Source organism: Cellulomonas palmilytica (assembly GCF_021590045.1).
GTDB lineage: Bacteria > Actinomycetota > Actinomycetes > Actinomycetales > Cellulomonadaceae > Cellulomonas > Cellulomonas palmilytica.
Genome location: NZ_CP062221.1, coordinates 3,048,162 through 3,063,775, shown reverse-complemented (window position 1 = coordinate 3,063,775; position 15,614 = coordinate 3,048,162). Strand labels below are relative to the sequence as shown.

13 protein-coding genes are annotated in these 15,614 nt (G+C 75.6%); 12 read left to right on the top strand and 1 reads right to left on the bottom strand.

The window, feature by feature from the left end; all coding sequences use genetic code 11:
- Positions 1 to 47 precede the first annotated feature (47 nt).
- The 10 genes from F1D97_RS13910 (at position 48) to F1D97_RS13865 (ending at position 12,746) form a co-directional block, all read left to right on the top strand.
- Entirely contained in the window at positions 48 to 1,004 is a 957-nt protein-coding gene (locus tag F1D97_RS13910; protein WP_236121114.1) for an AAA family ATPase, read from the top strand.
- Positions 1,004 to 2,146 (top strand): DUF58 domain-containing protein, encoded by a 1,143-nt coding sequence (locus F1D97_RS13905; RefSeq protein ID WP_236121113.1) that lies wholly within the window; start codon positions 1,004 to 1,006, stop codon positions 2,144 to 2,146. The genes F1D97_RS13910 and F1D97_RS13905 overlap by 1 nt, the downstream gene beginning before the upstream one ends.
- Positions 2,143 to 4,551, top strand: coding sequence for a transglutaminase domain-containing protein (locus F1D97_RS13900; protein ID WP_236121112.1), 2,409 nt, complete (start codon positions 2,143 to 2,145; stop codon positions 4,549 to 4,551). The genes F1D97_RS13905 and F1D97_RS13900 overlap by 4 nt, the downstream gene beginning before the upstream one ends.
- Positions 4,548 to 6,011 carry an RDD family protein gene (locus F1D97_RS13895; protein WP_236121111.1) on the top strand — a complete coding sequence of 488 codons (1,464 nt, stop codon included), beginning with the start codon at positions 4,548 to 4,550 and terminating at the stop codon, positions 6,009 to 6,011. The genes F1D97_RS13900 and F1D97_RS13895 overlap by 4 nt, the downstream gene beginning before the upstream one ends.
- A gap of 129 nt (positions 6,012 to 6,140) precedes the next feature.
- Entirely contained in the window at positions 6,141 to 7,631 is a 1,491-nt protein-coding gene (locus tag F1D97_RS13890; RefSeq protein ID WP_236121110.1) for an outer membrane protein assembly factor BamB family protein, read from the top strand.
- A 221-nt stretch (positions 7,632 to 7,852) separates the two neighbouring features.
- On the top strand, positions 7,853 to 9,646 hold the full coding sequence (gene leuA / locus F1D97_RS13885) for a 2-isopropylmalate synthase (RefSeq protein ID WP_236121109.1): 1,794 nt from the start codon (positions 7,853 to 7,855) through the stop codon (positions 9,644 to 9,646).
- 40 nt (positions 9,647 to 9,686) lie between these two features.
- A complete protein-coding gene (recO, locus tag F1D97_RS13880; protein WP_236121108.1) occupies positions 9,687 to 10,418 on the top strand; it encodes a DNA repair protein RecO in 732 nt (243 codons plus the stop codon).
- A 55-nt stretch (positions 10,419 to 10,473) separates the two neighbouring features.
- Positions 10,474 to 11,265 carry an isoprenyl transferase gene (locus tag F1D97_RS13875; RefSeq protein WP_236121107.1) on the top strand — a complete coding sequence of 264 codons (792 nt, stop codon included), beginning with the start codon at positions 10,474 to 10,476 and terminating at the stop codon, positions 11,263 to 11,265.
- A 126-nt stretch (positions 11,266 to 11,391) separates the two neighbouring features.
- The gene (locus tag F1D97_RS13870) at positions 11,392 to 12,129 is read left to right on the top strand and encodes an ABC transporter ATP-binding protein (protein ID WP_236121106.1); all 738 of its coding nucleotides are present in this window, start codon (positions 11,392 to 11,394) and stop codon (positions 12,127 to 12,129) included.
- On the top strand, positions 12,126 to 12,746 hold the full coding sequence (locus F1D97_RS13865; protein ID WP_236121105.1) for an FtsX-like permease family protein: 621 nt from the start codon (positions 12,126 to 12,128) through the stop codon (positions 12,744 to 12,746). Before F1D97_RS13870 ends, F1D97_RS13865 begins: the two co-directional genes overlap by 4 nt.
- On the opposite strand, the gene F1D97_RS13860 is transcribed toward F1D97_RS13865, so the two are convergent.
- Positions 12,706 to 14,385, bottom strand: coding sequence for a bifunctional NAD(P)/FAD-dependent oxidoreductase/class I SAM-dependent methyltransferase (locus F1D97_RS13860; RefSeq protein WP_236121104.1), 1,680 nt, complete (start codon positions 14,383 to 14,385; stop codon positions 12,706 to 12,708). The genes F1D97_RS13865 and F1D97_RS13860 overlap by 41 nt on opposite strands.
- Positions 14,386 to 14,474: 89 nt before the next feature.
- Here F1D97_RS13860 and F1D97_RS13855 point away from each other — a divergent pair, with 89 nt between their 5' ends.
- Entirely contained in the window at positions 14,475 to 15,068 is a 594-nt protein-coding gene (locus tag F1D97_RS13855) for a helix-turn-helix domain-containing protein (protein ID WP_396022522.1), read from the top strand.
- Between the two features lie 90 nt (positions 15,069 to 15,158).
- Positions 15,159 to 15,506: a VOC family protein gene (locus F1D97_RS13850; RefSeq protein ID WP_236121103.1), complete on the top strand. Its 348-nt coding sequence runs from the start codon at positions 15,159 to 15,161 to the stop codon at positions 15,504 to 15,506.
- Positions 15,507 to 15,614: the final 108 nt, after the last annotated feature.

The window sequence follows — 15,614 nt, the reverse complement described above, 5'->3', positions numbered from 1 at the left end:
GCCGTGCCCACCACGACCCCCGTCGGACACCTGAGGAGACCTCGTAGATGACCCCCGAGCAGAGCGCCTGGTTCGCGGAGACGTTCTCCGCGCTCGCGGAGAACGTCAGCCGCGTGCTGCTGGGCAAGGAGCACACGGTGCGCCTCGCGCTGACCGCGATGGTGGCGGAGGGCCACCTGCTGCTCGAGGACGCGCCCGGCACGGGCAAGACGTCGCTCGCGAAGGCGCTCGCGGCGACCGTGCAGGGCACGCACCACCGCATCCAGTTCACGCCGGACCTGCTGCCGTCCGACGTGACGGGCGTGACGATCTACGACCAGGGCACTGCCCGGTTCGAGTTCCACCCGGGTCCGGTGTTCGCGACGATCGTGCTGGCCGACGAGATCAACCGCGCCTCGCCGAAGACGCAGGCGGCGCTGCTGGAGGTCATGGAGGAGGGCAACGTCACCGTCGACGGCGTGTCCCGCCCCGTGGGCCGCCCGTTCATGGTGATCGCGACGCAGAACCCGATCGAGCAGGCGGGCACGTACCGGCTCCCGGAGGCGCAGCTCGACCGGTTCCTCATCAAGACGAGCCTCGGCTACCCGGACCGGGCGTCGACGGTCGAGATCCTCGCGGGCGCCAAGGACCGCACGGTGGGCCTGGGGGCGCGTATCACCACCGAGGCGGTCGGCACGATGGCCGACCTCGCGCGGACCGTGCACATCGACCCCGTCGTGCTCGACTACGTCGCGCGCATCACCGAGGCGACGCGCGACGACAGCCAGACCGCGCTGGGCGCGAGCGTGCGCGGCGGGCTCGCGCTCGTGCGCACCGCGAAGGTGTGGGCCGCGGCCCAGGGCCGCGAGTACGTGCTGCCCGACGACGTGAAGGACCTCGCCCAGCCGGTGCTCGCGCACCGCCTGGTGCTCGACGCGGAGGCGGAGTTCGCGGGCGTCACCGCGGTCGACGTGCTCGCGCGGCTGCTCGACCAGGTCGCGCCTCCGGTGCTGCGGGCGGCCTGATGCGGATCTCGGGCGTCGGCTGGGGGAGCGTGCTCGTCGCGCTCCTCGGCCTCGTGCTGGGCCGGGTGCTCGGGTGGGTCGAGCTCGCGGCTCTCGGCGCGGGGCTCGCCGGTGTCCTCGTGGTGTGCCTGCTCATGACGGTCGGCCGCGCGCGGTACGCGGTGACGCTCGACATGGCGGACAACCGCGTGAAGATCGGCGAGCGTGCGGTCGGGCGGATCGAGATCCGCAACGCCGCACGGCGCCGGGCGCTGCCGTCGCGCCTCGAGCTGCCCGTCGGGGCGGGGCTCGCGGAGCTCGCGGTCCCGTCGCTCGCACCCGACGCGACGCACGACGAGCTGTTCGCGATCCCCACGGCGCGGCGCGCGGTCGTCGTCGTCGGGCCGGTGCGTTCGGTGCGTGGCGACCCGCTGGGCATCGCGCGGCGCAGCGTGCTGTGGACGCGGCCCGTCGACCTGTACGTGCACCCGGCGCTCGTCGCGCTGGGCGGTGCGAGCGCGGGCCTCCTGCGTGACCTGGAGGGACAGTCGACGCGCGACCTGTCCGACTCCGACATGTCGTTCCACGCACTGCGCGACTACGTCGCGGGCGACGACCGCCGGTACATCCACTGGAGGACGACGGCACGCCGCGGCAAGCTCATGGTCAAGCAGTTCGAGGACACGCGGCGCACGCAGACCGTCCTGGCGCTCGCGACGAACCCCGGCGACTACGCGGACGACGACGAGTTCGAGATCGCCGTGTCGACCGTCGCGTCGATCGGTGTGCAGACGCTGCGCGACGAGCGTGACCTCGCGGTGCTCGCGGGGCCCGGGTCGCTGCGCGTGAACACGCCGCCGCTGCTGCTCGACGACTGCTCGGGCCTCGAGCCGGAGCCCACCGGTGCGGACGTGACGCTGCTCGGCCGGCGCGTGGTGCGCGAGACGCCGCAGTGCTCGGTCGCGGTGCTCGTGACCGGCTCGGTGCCGACGGACGCGGACCTGCGCCTGGGCACACGCCACCTGCCCGCGGGGACGCGCACGCTCGTCGTGCGCTGCGAGCTCGGTGCGGAGGTGTCGGTGCGCACGCAGGGCCAGCTCACGCTCGGGACGCTGGGCGCGCTCGACGACCTGCCCCGGCTGCTGCGCAGGGCCGTCTCGTGACCGCCACGCTCGAGCGGCCGCGCACCTCGCCCGCGCCCGCCCCGGCGCAGCGCCCGCGGTCGGCCACGCGGCGGCGGCCTCGCTCGCTCGCGTCGGGGACGCTGGACGCGGTCGTGCTCGTCGGGGTGCTCGCCCTGGTGCTGTGGCCGCTGCTGGAGGTGTACGGCGGCAGTGCCGCGCTCCCCGCGGTGGCCGGCGGGCTGCTCCTCGGCACGCTGCTCGCGCTCGCGGGCGCGTGGGCGCGGTGGTCGGCGCTGTCGGTCGTCGCGGTCGCGCTCGCGACGTACGCACTGGCGGGCGGCGCGCTCGCGGCGCCCACGACGACCGTGGCCGGCGTGGTGCCCACGCCGCAGACCGTCCTCGCGCTCGCCCGCGGTGCGGTGACGTCCTGGTCGCAGGTCGTGACGCTCCAGCCGCCGCTCGGGTCGGGCGGCACGCTCCTCGTGGCCCCGCTGCTGCTCGCGTACGTGGGATCGCTCGTCGCCGTCGCGACGGCCGTGCGCGTGCGCGGCCGGTGGTCGGCGGCGGCCGCGCTGGTGCCGGTCGCGGTCGGGGTCGTCGTCATCCTGCTCGGCACGCGGTTCCCGACGGTCCCGCCGCTCCTCACGGGCGTCGTCCTCGCGGTCGTGCTGCCCACCTGGGCGGCGTGGCGCACGGGCGCGTTGCGGCCGCGACGCGTCGTGGCGCTCGGGGTGCTCGCGGCCGTGGGCGTCGGCTCGGCCGTGCTCGGCTCGCCCGCCGTCGTCGGCGACGAGGAGCGGTACGTGCTGCGCGACGAGATCGTCCCGCCGTTCGACCCGCGCGACTACGCGAGCCCGCTGTCCGGCTTCCGCGAGTACCTCAAGGACCTCGACGAGTCGACGCTGCTCACCGTCGAGGGCCTCGGCGCGGGGGACCGCGTGCGGCTCGCGACCATGGACCGGTACGACGGCGTCGTCTGGAACGTCGCGGGCGACGGCTCCGCCCAGAGCTCGGGGGAGTTCCGGCGCGTCGGCGACGAGCTCCCGACGAGCGTGCGCGGCGAGCGCCGCACCATGCGCATCACGGTCGGTGAGCTCGACGGCGTGTGGCTGCCGACGGTCGGCCACGCGACGTCGTTCCACCTCGGTCGCGACCAGGCGTCGCAGCTGCGGTACAACGACGCGACCGGTGCGGCCGTCCTCACCGGCGGGCTGCGCAAGGGCGCCACGTACGAGATCGACGTCGTCGTGCCGGCCGTGCCCGGCGAGGACGACCTCGCGTCAGCGGCCGCCGCGGACGTCGCGCAGCCCGCGCTGCAGGGCGTCCCCGAGATCGTCGGGGTGACGGCGGCGGACGTGGCCCGCGAGGCGGGCCGCTCCGTGGAGATCGCGTCGGCGCTGGCCGACTGGCTCGTCGACGAGGGCTACTACAGCGACGGGCTCGAGGGCCAGGTCGCGTCGCTGTCGGGCCACGGTGCCGACCGGATCGGGACGCTGCTGGGCGCGGACCAGATGATCGGCGACGGCGAGCAGTACGCCGCCGCGATGGCGCTCATGGCGCGTTCCATGGGTCTGCCCGCGCGCGTCGTGCTGGGCTTCGTCCCGACGACCGAGGACGTCGCCGAGGGCGAGCCGGTCGTCGTGACCGGGTCCGACGTCCAGGCGTGGGTCGAGATCGCGTTCGCGGGCCACGGCTGGGTGCCGTTCGACGCGACGCCGCCCAAGGAGAAGACGCCCGAGACCGACCCCACGGAGACGAACGAGGACCCGAACCCGCAGGTCGTCCAGCCGCCTCCGCCGCCGCCCGGTGCCGTGACGCCGCCCGACGACGACACCGAGCAGCCCGCGCCCGAGCAGCCCGAGGACGAGGACGACGACTCGGCGCTGTGGCGCACGGTCGCGGTCGTCGCGATCGCCGTCGGGATCCCGCTGCTGGTGCTCGCGTCGCCGTTCGTCGTGGTCGGCGCGATCAAGGCGTCGCGCCGGCGGCGCCGCCGGCGCCGCGGCGACACGGTGACGCGCGTGGCCGGTGGCTGGGACGAGGTGCTCGACCAGGCCGTCGACCTGCGCCGCGACCCGCCGCCGAGCGCGACCCGCCTCGAGGCGGCCCGTGCGGTGGTCGCGGCGTTCGCCCCGCCGGCCGACGCCGGCCAGCGGCGGCACGCGGTCGCGGGTGAGCTCTCGGGCCGCGTCACGACGCTCGCACGGGGTGCGGACCGCGCGGTGTTCGGGCCGGGTGAGCCCGACGACGCGCTCGTCGGCCGGTACTGGTCGCAGGTCGAGGAGGCGCTCGCGACGATGCGGGCGTCCGTCGGGTGGCGCGGTCGGGTCCGTGCGCGGCTGTCGCTGCGCTCGGTGCGGGCGCGGCGCCGGGCCCGGCGTACCCAGGAGGTGCTCCCGCTCGCGGCGGGCAGCGCTCGCAGGTCCAGGAAGGAGTCCCGGTGATCCGACAGTCGACGGCAGCCCCCGCTGCCGGGCTCGGTCGGCGCGCTGTCGCGGTGGTCGTCGACGGCCTGCTGGCCCTCCTGGTGGGCGGCTGGCTGTGGGTGGTGGCAGGCGTGCGCTCCGCGTCCGCCGCGGCCGACGGCCGCACGTCCGCGCTCGACGAGACCGGCTTCCCGGCGTGGGTCACGGCCGCGTGCGCGGCGGCGGTGCTCGTGCTGGTCGTCGTGCAGTGGGTGCTGCACGGGCGGCTCGGCTGGACGATCGGCCGGCGCCTGCTGGGCGTGCGGACGGTCGACGCGCGCAGCCGCCGGCCGATCGGGATGTGGCGCGTGCTGCTGCGCGGCCTGGTCGTCGCGGCGGGCTCCCTCGCGCTGGGTGTCGGTCAGGTCGTCGTGCTGCTGTCGCCGCTGTTCGACTCGTCGGGCCGGCGCCAGGGCTGGCACGACCGTGCGGCGCGCGCGCTCGTGCTCGACGTGCGCGGTGGCCACGGCGCGGCCGCGGTGCCTCCTCCGCCGCCACGTGCCGACCTCCTGCGGGCGGGGACGACGACGTCGTTCCGCGCGCCCGTGTCCGCGTCGGACGTCGGCCCCGTGCCGCCGCCGCCCGTCGCCGGCGTCCCCTCGCCGGTGGCGTCCTCGCCGCACTCGGCGCCCGTGCCCGCGGTCCCGCCCGTGCCGCCGACGCCGCCCGGCGTCCCCACCGGTGGTCCGACGGGCGTCCCGACCGTCACGGGTGCCGTCCCGCGGCCGCTCGTCCTCGCCCCGCTGGCCCCGCACCGCGCGGGTCCGGACCTCGACACGCGTGCGCTGCCGCTCGTCCCGCCTCCGCCGGTCGTCGCTCCTGCGGCGTCGGCCGGTGCCGGGGCCGCCGGCGACGGTCCGGCGACGCCCTCGTGGGCGCGTCCCGTCCCCCAGCCCGCGGCGGCGCAGCCCGGCGCGGTCGCGCCGTCGGCGCTGGTCCCGCCCCCGCCGTCGGCGGCCGCTGCTCCCGCGCCGGCCCCCGCCTCCGAGGCGCTCGCGACGTCGCACGCCGTGCCCGTACCGCACCCGTCGGGCGACGACGAGGACGTCGAGTCGACGCGCCGCCGAGACCTGGCGCCCGTCCCGCCGCCCGCGCAGGACCGTGGGCCGGTGTCGGTCGCGGTCGTGGAGATCAGCGACGGCCAGCGCGTCGAGGTGCGGCGCACCGCGCTCGTCGGGCGCAACCCTGCGGCTGCGACGGACGGCGTCCAGCTCGTGCGGGTCGTCGACCCGGGCCGGTCGGTCTCCAAGACGCACCTGCAGATCGCGGTCGAGGAGTCGGGCGTGTGGGTCGCTGACCGGGGCTCGACGAACGGGACCGTCGTGACGCTGCCGGACGGTGCCCAGGTGATCTGCCCCGTGGACCAGCCGGTGCGGCTGCGCCCGGGGTCGGTCGTGGTGTTCGGCGACTGCGCGATGCGGCTCGTCGCGACGTCCTGACCCGCCACGCGAGCGAGGCCGCCCCCGGGCTCCCCGCGACGGGACCCACGGTGCCCCGGCAGGTCACGTCGGGGTATCGGTCTGGGCGTTCGCCGCCCGTGCGCGACCGGGTCGCCCTACGCTGGCGGCATGGCCAGCGGTCGTCGGGCTGCACAGCTGCAGCTTGTCGAAGTCGACGAGGAGACCGCACCCGCGGTCCCCGTCGGCGATCCCGCGCGTGTCGACCCGGGCGCGCAGCGCGACGAGGCCGACCCCGAGGAGGAGCCGGCTCGCGCGGCCGACGACGCCGGTCCCGTCCGGCCGGGGATCCTGCGGCGGCACGCGGTGCTCTGGGGGGTCGCGGGGCTCGTCGTGGTGGCGCTCGTGGCCGTGCTCGCCGGGGTGGACGCCGCACGCCGAGACCGGGCGTACGAGCAGGCCGTCACGGTGCCGGGGCTCCTCACCCCGGTGGACGGTCCGGTGCACGTGCGGTGGCGGGCACCCGCGAAGCCCGGCGACGGCACGGTGCTCGTCGCGGACGACACGGTCGTCGTCGTGACGCAGGACTCCGCCGGGCGGCACGTCACGGGCTACGAGGCCGGCACCGGCGCGCAGCGCTGGACGGCGCGCGTGACGCCCGCGCAGGCGGGCGCCCAGGACGTGCCCGTGCAGTGCCCGAGCTGGCGCGACGGCAGGGTGAACTCGCTCGTCGTGTGCATGACGGGCCTCATCGAGCCGGTCTACGTCGCGGGCGAGCAGGTCACCGCGGGCCTGCGGATCGTCGCGTTCGACGCCGCGACGGGGCAGGACCGTGGGTCGTGGACGCGCGTCGGGACGCTCACGGGCTTCGGGAGGGTCGGCGACGACGTCGTCGTGGCGGTCACCGAGCCGGACGGGCGCACCGCCGTGGAGCGGCGCGACGCCCGCACGGGCGAGGTGCGGTGGTCGTACGTGTCGCGGGAGCGGTTCTCGAGCGCGCTCGCGATCGAACGCTCGGCGATGGAGCTCACCGACCAGGTCGCGGTGGTGCGCGGGGCGCAGATCGCGGTGCTCCGGCTCGACGACGGGACCCTGCTGCGCGACGACGCGCGCGGGAAGGCGCTCGCGCTCACGCCGTTCCGTGAGGGCTACGCGGCCTGGACGCCGGCGGGCGCGGGGCGGCTGTACGACCGCGACGGCGGCGAGGGGCCGCCCCTGCCCGCCGTGCCGTCGCGCCTCGACGTGGACGACGACTCGGCCCTGGACGTCATCGTGGTGTCGACGGGCCTGGCCGTGCGCGGGCTCGAGGCGGAGACGGGCGACGAGCTGTGGTCGCTCGGCCTGCGCGCGACCCCGCGTGCCGTCGTCGACGAGACCCTGCTCACCTCCGACGGCGGCCGGTACGCGGCGTACGACGTGCGCACGGGGACGCCGCTGTGGTCGGACCCGTCGGACGCGCCGGACTGGCCGCCGTTGACGGACGGCTCGCTCGTGCTGACCGCGTCGCGCGACGACGGCGTCACGACGCTGATGGCGCGTGGGCTGCGCGACGGTGCGCAGCGGTGGCAGGTGGAGCTGCCGCGGCAGGTGACGCAGCTCGCCGCGGTGGGTGGTCTGCTCGTCGGGCGGACGGCCGACGGGATCGTCCTGCTGGGCCCCTGAGCGCGGGCCGCGGGCGGAACGGGGTGTCCACGACGGTGGGGACGGGTTTGCGGACCCCGCCGGGCGGGGGAGTAAGGTGACCGACGTGCTGAGCACGACAGGCGTGAGCTTCCTCCTTCGGTGCCGCGGCGGGGCCTTCTAGGCCGGATCCCTGCCGCGGTGTCGTGATGCGCCGGCTGACCACTCGCCGAGTCGAACCACCGAAGGAAGCAGGACCCCTCATGAGCGTCACCCCCACCGGCGCGAGCTACCAGCAGACCAGCCCGCAGCAGCCGTCGGGCATGCCGATCCACAAGTACCGCCCGTTCCACGAGCAGATCCGCGTGGACCTGCCGGACCGCACGTGGCCCGACACGCGCATCACGAAGGCTCCGCGCTGGTGCGCGGTGGACCTGCGCGACGGCAACCAGGCGCTGATCGAGCCCATGAACCCCGCGCGCAAGCTCGAGATGTTCGAGCTGCTGGTCGACATGGGGTTCAAGGAGATCGAGGTCGGCTTCCCGGCCGCGTCGCAGACGGACTTCGACTTCGTCCGGATGCTCATCGAGGAGGACCGGATCCCGGACGACGTGGTGATCCAGGTGCTGACGCAGTCGCGTGAGCACCTGATCGAGCGCACGTACGAGGCGATCGCGGGGGCGAAGCAGGCGATCGTCCACCTGTACAACTCGACGTCCACGCTGCAGCGTGACGTGGTGTTCCGGTCCGACGAGGACGGGATCGTCGACATCGCGGTCTCGGGCGCCCGGTTCTGCAAGAAGTACGAGGAGCTGGTCCCGGACACCGAGGTCTACTACGAGTACTCGCCGGAGTCCTACACGGGCACCGAGCTGGAGTTCGCGGTGCGGATCTGCAACGCGGTGCTGGAGGAGTGGCAGCCGACGCCGGACCGGCCGGTGATCATCAACCTCCCGGCGACGGTCGAGATGGCGACGCCCAACGTGTACGCCGACTCGATCGAGTGGATGAGCCGCAACCTGCGCTTCCGCGAGTCCGTGGTGCTGAGCCTGCACCCGCACAACGACCGCGGCACGGCCGTGGCGGCCGCGGAGCTGGGCTACATGGCGGGCGCGGACCGCATCGAGGGCTGCCTGTTCGGCAACGGCGAGCGCACGGGCAACGTGTGCCTGGTGACGCTCGGCATGAACCTGTTCAGCCAGGGCGTGGACCCGGAGATCGACTTCTCCGACATGGACCGCATCCGGCGCACGGTCGAGCGCTGCAACCAGCTGCCCGTGAACGAGCGCCACCCGTACGGCGGCGACCTGGTGTTCACCGCGTTCTCCGGCTCGCACCAGGACGCGATCAAGAAGGGCCTGGACGCGCTCGAGGCCCGCGCCGCGGCGCTGGGCCGGACCGTCGACGACGTGGTGTGGGCGGTCCCGTACCTGCCGATCGACCCGAAGGACGTGGGCCGCTCGTACGAGGCGATCATCCGCGTCAACTCGCAGTCCGGGAAGGGCGGCATCAGCTACCTGATGAAGTCCGAGAAGGACCTGGACCTGCCGCGCCGCCTGCAGATCGAGTTCTCGCAGGTCGTGCAGCGGCACACCGACCAGCACGGCACCGAGGTCACCGCGGACGACCTGTGGCGGATCTTCGTCGACGAGTACCTGCCCGTGGAGGCGGCGAAGATCGCGACGCCCGCGCAGGAGTTCGGCGACCTGGTCCCGTGGGGCCGGTTCTCGCTGCAGGGCACGCGCACGACGAGCGCGCAGGACGGCCCGGACACGCTCTCGGTCGACCTGGTCGACCGGGGTGAGGTCCGCACGCTCGAGGGCTCGGGCAACGGCCCGGTCGCGGCGTTCGTCGCCGCGCTGCACGAGGTCGGTGTCGACGTCGCGGTGCTCGACTACGCGGAGCACGCGCTGTCCGCGGGTGGCGACGCGACGGCGGCCGCGTACGTCGAGCTGGCGATCGGTGACCAGATCCTGTGGGGCGTGGGCATCGACCCGTCGATCACGACGGCGTCGCTCAAGGCGATCGTCTCGGCGATCAACCGCCACCTGCGCTGACCTCGACCCTGCGTGGGCGGCGTGGGGGAGGATGGACCCCGTGAGCCTCTACCGCGACGAGGCGATCGTGCTGCGCACCCACAAGCTGGGCGAGGCGGACCGGATCGTCACGCTCCTGACCCGCCGGCACGGCAAGGTGCGCGCGGTCGGCAAGGGCGTGCGCCGCACGACGTCGCGGTTCGGCTCGCGGCTCGAACCGTTCATGCACGTCGACCTGCAGCTCTCGACGGGCCGCAACCTCGACATCGTGACGCAGGCGGAGACGCTCGGCCCGTACGGCCGGGCGATCGCCGAGGACTACGCGCTGTACACGGTCGGCACGGTGATGCTGGAGACGGCCGAGCGGCTGGTCGAGGCCGAGCACGAGCCGGCACTGCAGCAGTACTGGCTGCTCGTGGGTGCGGTGCGGGCGCTCGCGACCCGGGAGCACACCCCGGGGCTGGTGCTCGACTCGTACCTGCTGCGTGCGCTCGCGGTCGCGGGTTGGGCGCCGAGCTTCGCGGACTGCGCGCGCTGCGGTGAGCCCGGGCCGCACCACGCGTTCAGCGTCCAGTCGGGCGGGGCGGTGTGCGGGCGCTGCCGCCCGCCGGGGTCCGCGTCGCCGGCACCGGAGACGTTCGCGCTGCTCGCGGCGTTGATCTCGGGCGACTGGGTGGTCGCCGACGCGAGCGCGGAGCGGCACCGGGGTGAGGCGGCGGGCCTCGTCGCGGCGTTCAGCCAGTTCCACCTGGAGCGCCGCCTGCGTTCCCTGCCGCACGTCGAGCGGGTCTAGCCGACCGGTCCCGCCCCTCCCACGGCGTCCCGCGCGCGCCGGTCCGGGCGGCAGAATGGCGGACGTGACGACGAGCGTGCAGCCCCCGTTCCCGCACCCCTCGGGTGCGCGGCCCCCGGCGATCCCGCGTCAGTTCGTGCCCCGGCACGTCGCGGTGGTCATGGACGGCAACGGCCGCTGGGCCAACGCCCGCGGCCTGAGCCGCATCGAGGGGCACAAGGCGGGCGAGGCGTCGCTGCTCGACGTGGTCGCGGGGGCGATCGAGATCGGCGTCGAGTACGTCTCGGCGTACGCGTTCTCGACCGAGAACTGGAACCGTTCGCCCGACGAGGTGCGGTTCCTCATGGGCTTCAACCGTGACGTGATCCGGCGCCGGCGGGACCAGATGGCGTCGTGGGGTGTGCGCGTGCGGTGGGCGGGCCGGCGCCCGCGGCTGTGGCGCTCGGTGATCGCGGAGCTCGAGGAGGCGGAGCGGCGGACCGTGGGCAACACCGTGTGCACGCTGACGATGTGCGTGAACTACGGCGGTCGTGCCGAGATCGCCGATGCGGCCGCGGCGCTCGCGCGCGACGTGCAGGCGGGCCGGGTGAACCCGAGTCGTGTCAACGAGAAGGTCTTCGCGCGGTACCTCGACGAGCCGGACCTGCCGGACGTGGACCTGTTCGTGCGCTCGTCGGGTGAGCAGCGCACGTCGAACTTCCTCATCTGGCAGGCGGCGTACGCGGAGATGGTGTTCCTCGACGAGCCGTGGCCGGACGTCGACCGGCGGCACCTGTGGCGTGCGATCGAGGAGTACGCGCGTCGTGACCGCCGGTACGGGGGAGCGGTCGACCGCCCGCAGGTCTGAGCGCGAAAGATCCCCCGAGGGGATGACAACGCCGACCGGGTGGCCCGCCGAGGGTCGCACGTGCCCCGGGGACGACGAGACCCGTGAGGGACGACCGGTCGACGGACCCGGCACCAGGCTGGGCGCATGACCTCGACCGTCACGCACCCGCTCCTCGAGATCACGACGCCCGGGCAGCCGCGTCTCGTGGCTCGGGGCCTCGTCAAGCGCTTCGGCGCGACGACCGCGCTCGCGGGCGTCGACCTGGAGCTCGGCGAGGAGGAGGCGCTCGCGGTCATGGGGCCCTCGGGCTCGGGCAAGTCCACGCTGCTGCACGTGCTCGCGGGCATCCTGACGCCCGACGAGGGCACGGTGGCGCTGCGCGGCCGGCATGTGGAGGGCATGTCGGAGCGGGAGCGGGCGCTGCTGCGGCGTGGGCGGTTCGGGTTCGTGTTCCAGCACGGGCAGCTGCTGTCCGAGCTGACGGCGCTCGAGAACGTCGCGCTCGCGGCGATGCTCGACGGGGAGCCACGCGCCCAGGCGGAGGGGCTGGCGGCGCAGTGGCTCGCGCGTCTCGGCCTGGCCGGCGAGCTGGAGTGCCGGCCAGGCGAGATGTCCGCCGGGCAGGTGCAGCGTGCGGCGGTCGCGCGGGCGCTCGTGACGCGGCCGGACGTGGTCTTCGCCGACGAGCCCGCGGGGCTGCTCGACGAGGAGGCGAGCCGCGACGTGGCGCGCGTCCTGGTCGACGCCACGCGGGCGACCGGCGCGTCGCTCGTCGTCGTGACGCGGGACGCGCGGGTGGCCGGGTGGTGCGACCGCCGCGTCCACGTGCGTGACGGCCGGGTCGCCCCGGCGGACGTGAGCGCCACGCGGGTCACCGCATGAACCCCGTCCTCGCGCTCGCGCCGCGGCTGCGGCGCGCCGAGGGACGCGACGGTCGGGTGGCGACGACCGTCGCGGTCGCGGCCTTCGCGGTCACGACGGCCCTGACGGCGAGCGTGGTCGCCGTGAGCCTCGCGTCCGCGGGCCGCGCCGCGCCCGGGACCACCGGTCCGGCGCGGCTGCTGTGGCTGGCGGACCCGGACGTGCGGCTCGCGCTCGTCGCGACGGTCCTGCTCGCCGTCTCGCTCGTGATGCTGGGCGGCACCGCGGTCCGTGCGGGCGCCGAGCGGCGCGACGAGCGGCTCGCGACGCTGCGCCTGCTCGGCGCGACGCCGCGCGAGGTGCTCGGCCTCACCGTCGTCGAGTCCGCGTCGCACGGGCTCGCGGGTGCCCTGCTCGGGTCGCTGCTGTACGGCGCGCTGCTGCCGGTGTGGGCGGCCGTCCCGTCGGACCACGCGTTCACCGTCGCGGAGCTGTGGCTCGGGGCGGGTCGGCTCGCGCTGGTCGGTGCGGGCGTCGTCGTGCTGGCCGCGGTCAGCGGTGCGGTCACGGTGCGACGCGTGGCTCTCGGGCCACCCGTCAGGCGCGTCGCGCTCGCAGCACCGCGTCGTGCACCGTGACCGTGACGCCGTCGTGCGTCGTCGCGTGCCGCGGGACGGCCAGCGCGACCTCGACCGTCCAGGACGCGTCGAGCGCGAGCAGCTCGTCGCGCACCTCGTCGGCGCCCGGGAACATCGACGGGTCGTCGGGCCGTCCGAGCGGCGCGGCGAGGTCGAGCGCGTGGTGCTGCACGAGCAGGAGCGTGCCGCCGGGCGCGACGAGCCGCGCGGCGCGCGCCACGTGCCCGCGGCGTGCCTGGGGTGCGAGGTGCAGGAAGTGCGAGGTCACGAGGTCGAACGACACGTCGCCGTCGAGGTCCCGCGCGTCGAGCGTGGCGAGGTCCGCCTGCACCCAGCGCACGTCGACGCCGGCGTCCTGCGCCGCGTGCGCCCCGCGTGCGAGCGCGGTGGCGGCGAAGTCCACCGCGGTGACCCGCCAGCCCTGCTGCGCGAGCCACACCGCGTCACGACCCTCGCCCGCGCCCAGGTCCAGCGCGGTGCCGGGCGTCAGGTGCGCGGTCTGCTCGACGAGCGCGGCGTTGGGCCGACCGCTCCACACGTGCGCGGTGCCGTAGCGCTCCTCCCAGTCGTCCGCGTCGAGCGACCACGCCGAGGTCGCGTCGGGGCCTGACGTCAGCCGCCGCCACGCGTCGACGGCCTCGCGCGCGTCGAGCTCGACGAGCTCGGCGTTGAGCATCCCGGCGACCGTGGCGCCCTGCGCGGCCGACACGAGCACGGTCGCGGCCGGGTCCGAGACGTTGCCCGCGACGCGCACGCCGGGCACGCCCGTGCCGCCCCAGGCGTCCGTGGGCACGGCGCGCGCGACGACCGTCCCCGCACTCTCCACGGGCTCGGCCGTCAGGCCCAGCGGCGCGAGGTGGGCGACGTCGGCCTCGAGCACGGTGCGCACCACGAGCGCGTCCGCGGCGAGCGTCTCGTCCGCGTCGGACCGCACGGCGGTCAGCCGGTCGTCGGTCACGACGAGCTCGGCGGGCCGGCCGAGCGCGACGCGCACCCCGCGCGCGGCGAGCCGGGCGGCCTCGTCGGCAGGCAGTGCGGCGTCGGGGCGCAGGAGCGTGACGTGCGGCGTCCACTGGCGCCACAGGAGGGCGGCGTGCACGCCGAGCGGGCCCGCGGCGGCCACCACGACGCGCCCGTCGCCGACCTCCCAGCCGTGGCAGTACGGGCAGTGCAGCACGTCGCGACCCCACCGCTGCGCGAGGCCCGGCACGTCGGGCAGCGTGTCGCGCCCGCCGGTGGCGCTCACGAACGCGCGCGCCGCGTGCCGGGTGCCGTCCTCGAGCGTCACGGTGAACGCGCCGATCTCGCCCTCGACGGCCGTCACGCGGCCGGGCACGATCTCGCCGCCGTAGCCGAGCACCTCGTCGCGGCCGTGAGCGAGCAGCGCGCGCGGCGGGATGCCGTCGCGTGTGAGGAAGCCGTGGGCGTGCGCGGCGGGGGCGTTGCGCGGCGATCCCGCGTCGACGACGAGCACGCGCCGCCGGGCGCGGGACAGCACGAGCGCCGCCGCGAGACCGGCCGGACCGCCGCCGGCGACGACGACGTCCCAGGGCCGGTCGGCCGCGGCCCGTCCCCTCGACTCGTCGGTCGTCTCGTCCGTCGTGTCGTCCGTCGTGTCGTTCGTCGTGTCGTTCGTCATCGTGGGCTCCTGCCTCCCGGTGCTGCGGTCTGCCGGAACCGTCCACCCGTGGGCGACGGTCTGGCAAGGATCGTTGCCAGACTGGCAACATGGCGGCCATGACGGACGACGTGCTCGCCGGCGTCGGTCCTCGGCTGCGGGCGCTGCGCCAGCGCCGGGACCTCACGCTCGCGGCGGTCGCGGAGGAGACCGGGATCTCGGTCAGCACGCTCTCGCGCCTCGAGGCGGGCCAGCGCCGCCCGACGCTCGAGCTGCTGCTCCCGCTCGCGCGCCTGCACCGCGTCGCGCTCGACGACCTCGTCGGCGCGCCCGAGTCCCGCGACCCGCGCGTGCACGCCACGCCGATCCACCGGCGTGGGCGCACGTACGTGCCGCTCACCCGCCGGCCCGGCGGGATGCGGGCGTACAAGGTGGTCCTGCCGGTCGAGAGCGCCCCGCACGGCGGGCTCAAGGTGCACGAGGGGCACGAGTGGGTCTACGTGCTGACGGGCCGCCTGCGGCTGCTGCTGGGCGACCGTGACCTGGTCCTCGCCGAGGGCGAGGTCGCGGAGTTCGACACGCGCACCCCGCACGCGCTGCTCAACCCCGGCCCGGGGCCGACCGAGCTCCTGACGCTGTTCGGGCCGCAGGGCGAGCGCATGCACGTGCGCGCCCGGACCAGGCGGGGCGACGGCACGCAGTGACCCCGCGCCGACCCGACCCGGCGATCGGCCCGCCGACCTCGGCGCGCTGACCTGCGCCTGCGTGTCGGTGCCGGCCCCTACGGTGGGCGCATGGCACTCACGGTGGAGATGGTCACGTTCGACACGACGGACGCGGTGGCGCTGGCGACCTGGTGGGCGCGTCAGCTCGGCGGCGAGGTGCGCGACGAGGCGGACGGCTGGTTCGTCGTCGCGGTCGACGTCACGGGCGTCGCGCGCGTCGGCTTCCAGAAGGTCGACGCGGTCACGCCCGGCAAGAACCGCGTGCACCTGGACCTGTCGGCGCAGGACGCCAGGGCGGAGGTCGACCGGCTCGTCGCGGACGGCGCCACGTACGTCGACACGCACACCGAGGGTGGGTTCACGTGGACCGTCCTCGCGGACCCGGACGGCAACCAGTTCTGCGTCTCGCAGTCCTGAGGGCGCGCCGCACGCCGGAGCGGGCGGTGCCGGGGTGCGACGCCGGTCGTGACCCGGCTCCGCCAGGGACGATCGGGTGGCAGGCCACGGCCGCGGGACCGGTAGCCT

Excerpts from the sequence above, each read along its gene's own strand:
- F1D97_RS13850 (WP_236121103.1), top strand. The coding sequence starts at position 15,159 with ATGGCACTCACGGTGGAGATGGTCACGTTCGACACGACGGACGCGGTG.
- F1D97_RS13910 (WP_236121114.1), top strand. The coding sequence starts at position 48 with ATGACCCCCGAGCAGAGCGCCTGGTTCGCGGAGACGTTCTCCGCGCTC.
- F1D97_RS13855 (WP_396022522.1), top strand. The coding sequence starts at position 14,475 with ATGGCGGCCATGACGGACGACGTGCTCGCCGGCGTCGGTCCTCGGCTG.
- F1D97_RS13875 (WP_236121107.1), top strand. The coding sequence starts at position 10,474 with ATGGCGGACGTGACGACGAGCGTGCAGCCCCCGTTCCCGCACCCCTCG.
- F1D97_RS13905 (WP_236121113.1), top strand. The coding sequence starts at position 1,004 with ATGCGGATCTCGGGCGTCGGCTGGGGGAGCGTGCTCGTCGCGCTCCTC.
- F1D97_RS13870 (WP_236121106.1), top strand. The coding sequence starts at position 11,392 with ATGACCTCGACCGTCACGCACCCGCTCCTCGAGATCACGACGCCCGGG.
- F1D97_RS13890 (WP_236121110.1), top strand. The coding sequence starts at position 6,141 with ATGGCCAGCGGTCGTCGGGCTGCACAGCTGCAGCTTGTCGAAGTCGAC.
- F1D97_RS13865 (WP_236121105.1), top strand. The coding sequence starts at position 12,126 with ATGAACCCCGTCCTCGCGCTCGCGCCGCGGCTGCGGCGCGCCGAGGGA.
- leuA (WP_236121109.1), top strand. The coding sequence starts at position 7,853 with ATGAGCGTCACCCCCACCGGCGCGAGCTACCAGCAGACCAGCCCGCAG.
- F1D97_RS13860 (WP_236121104.1), bottom strand. The coding sequence starts at position 14,385 with ATGACGAACGACACGACGAACGACACGACGGACGACACGACGGACGAG.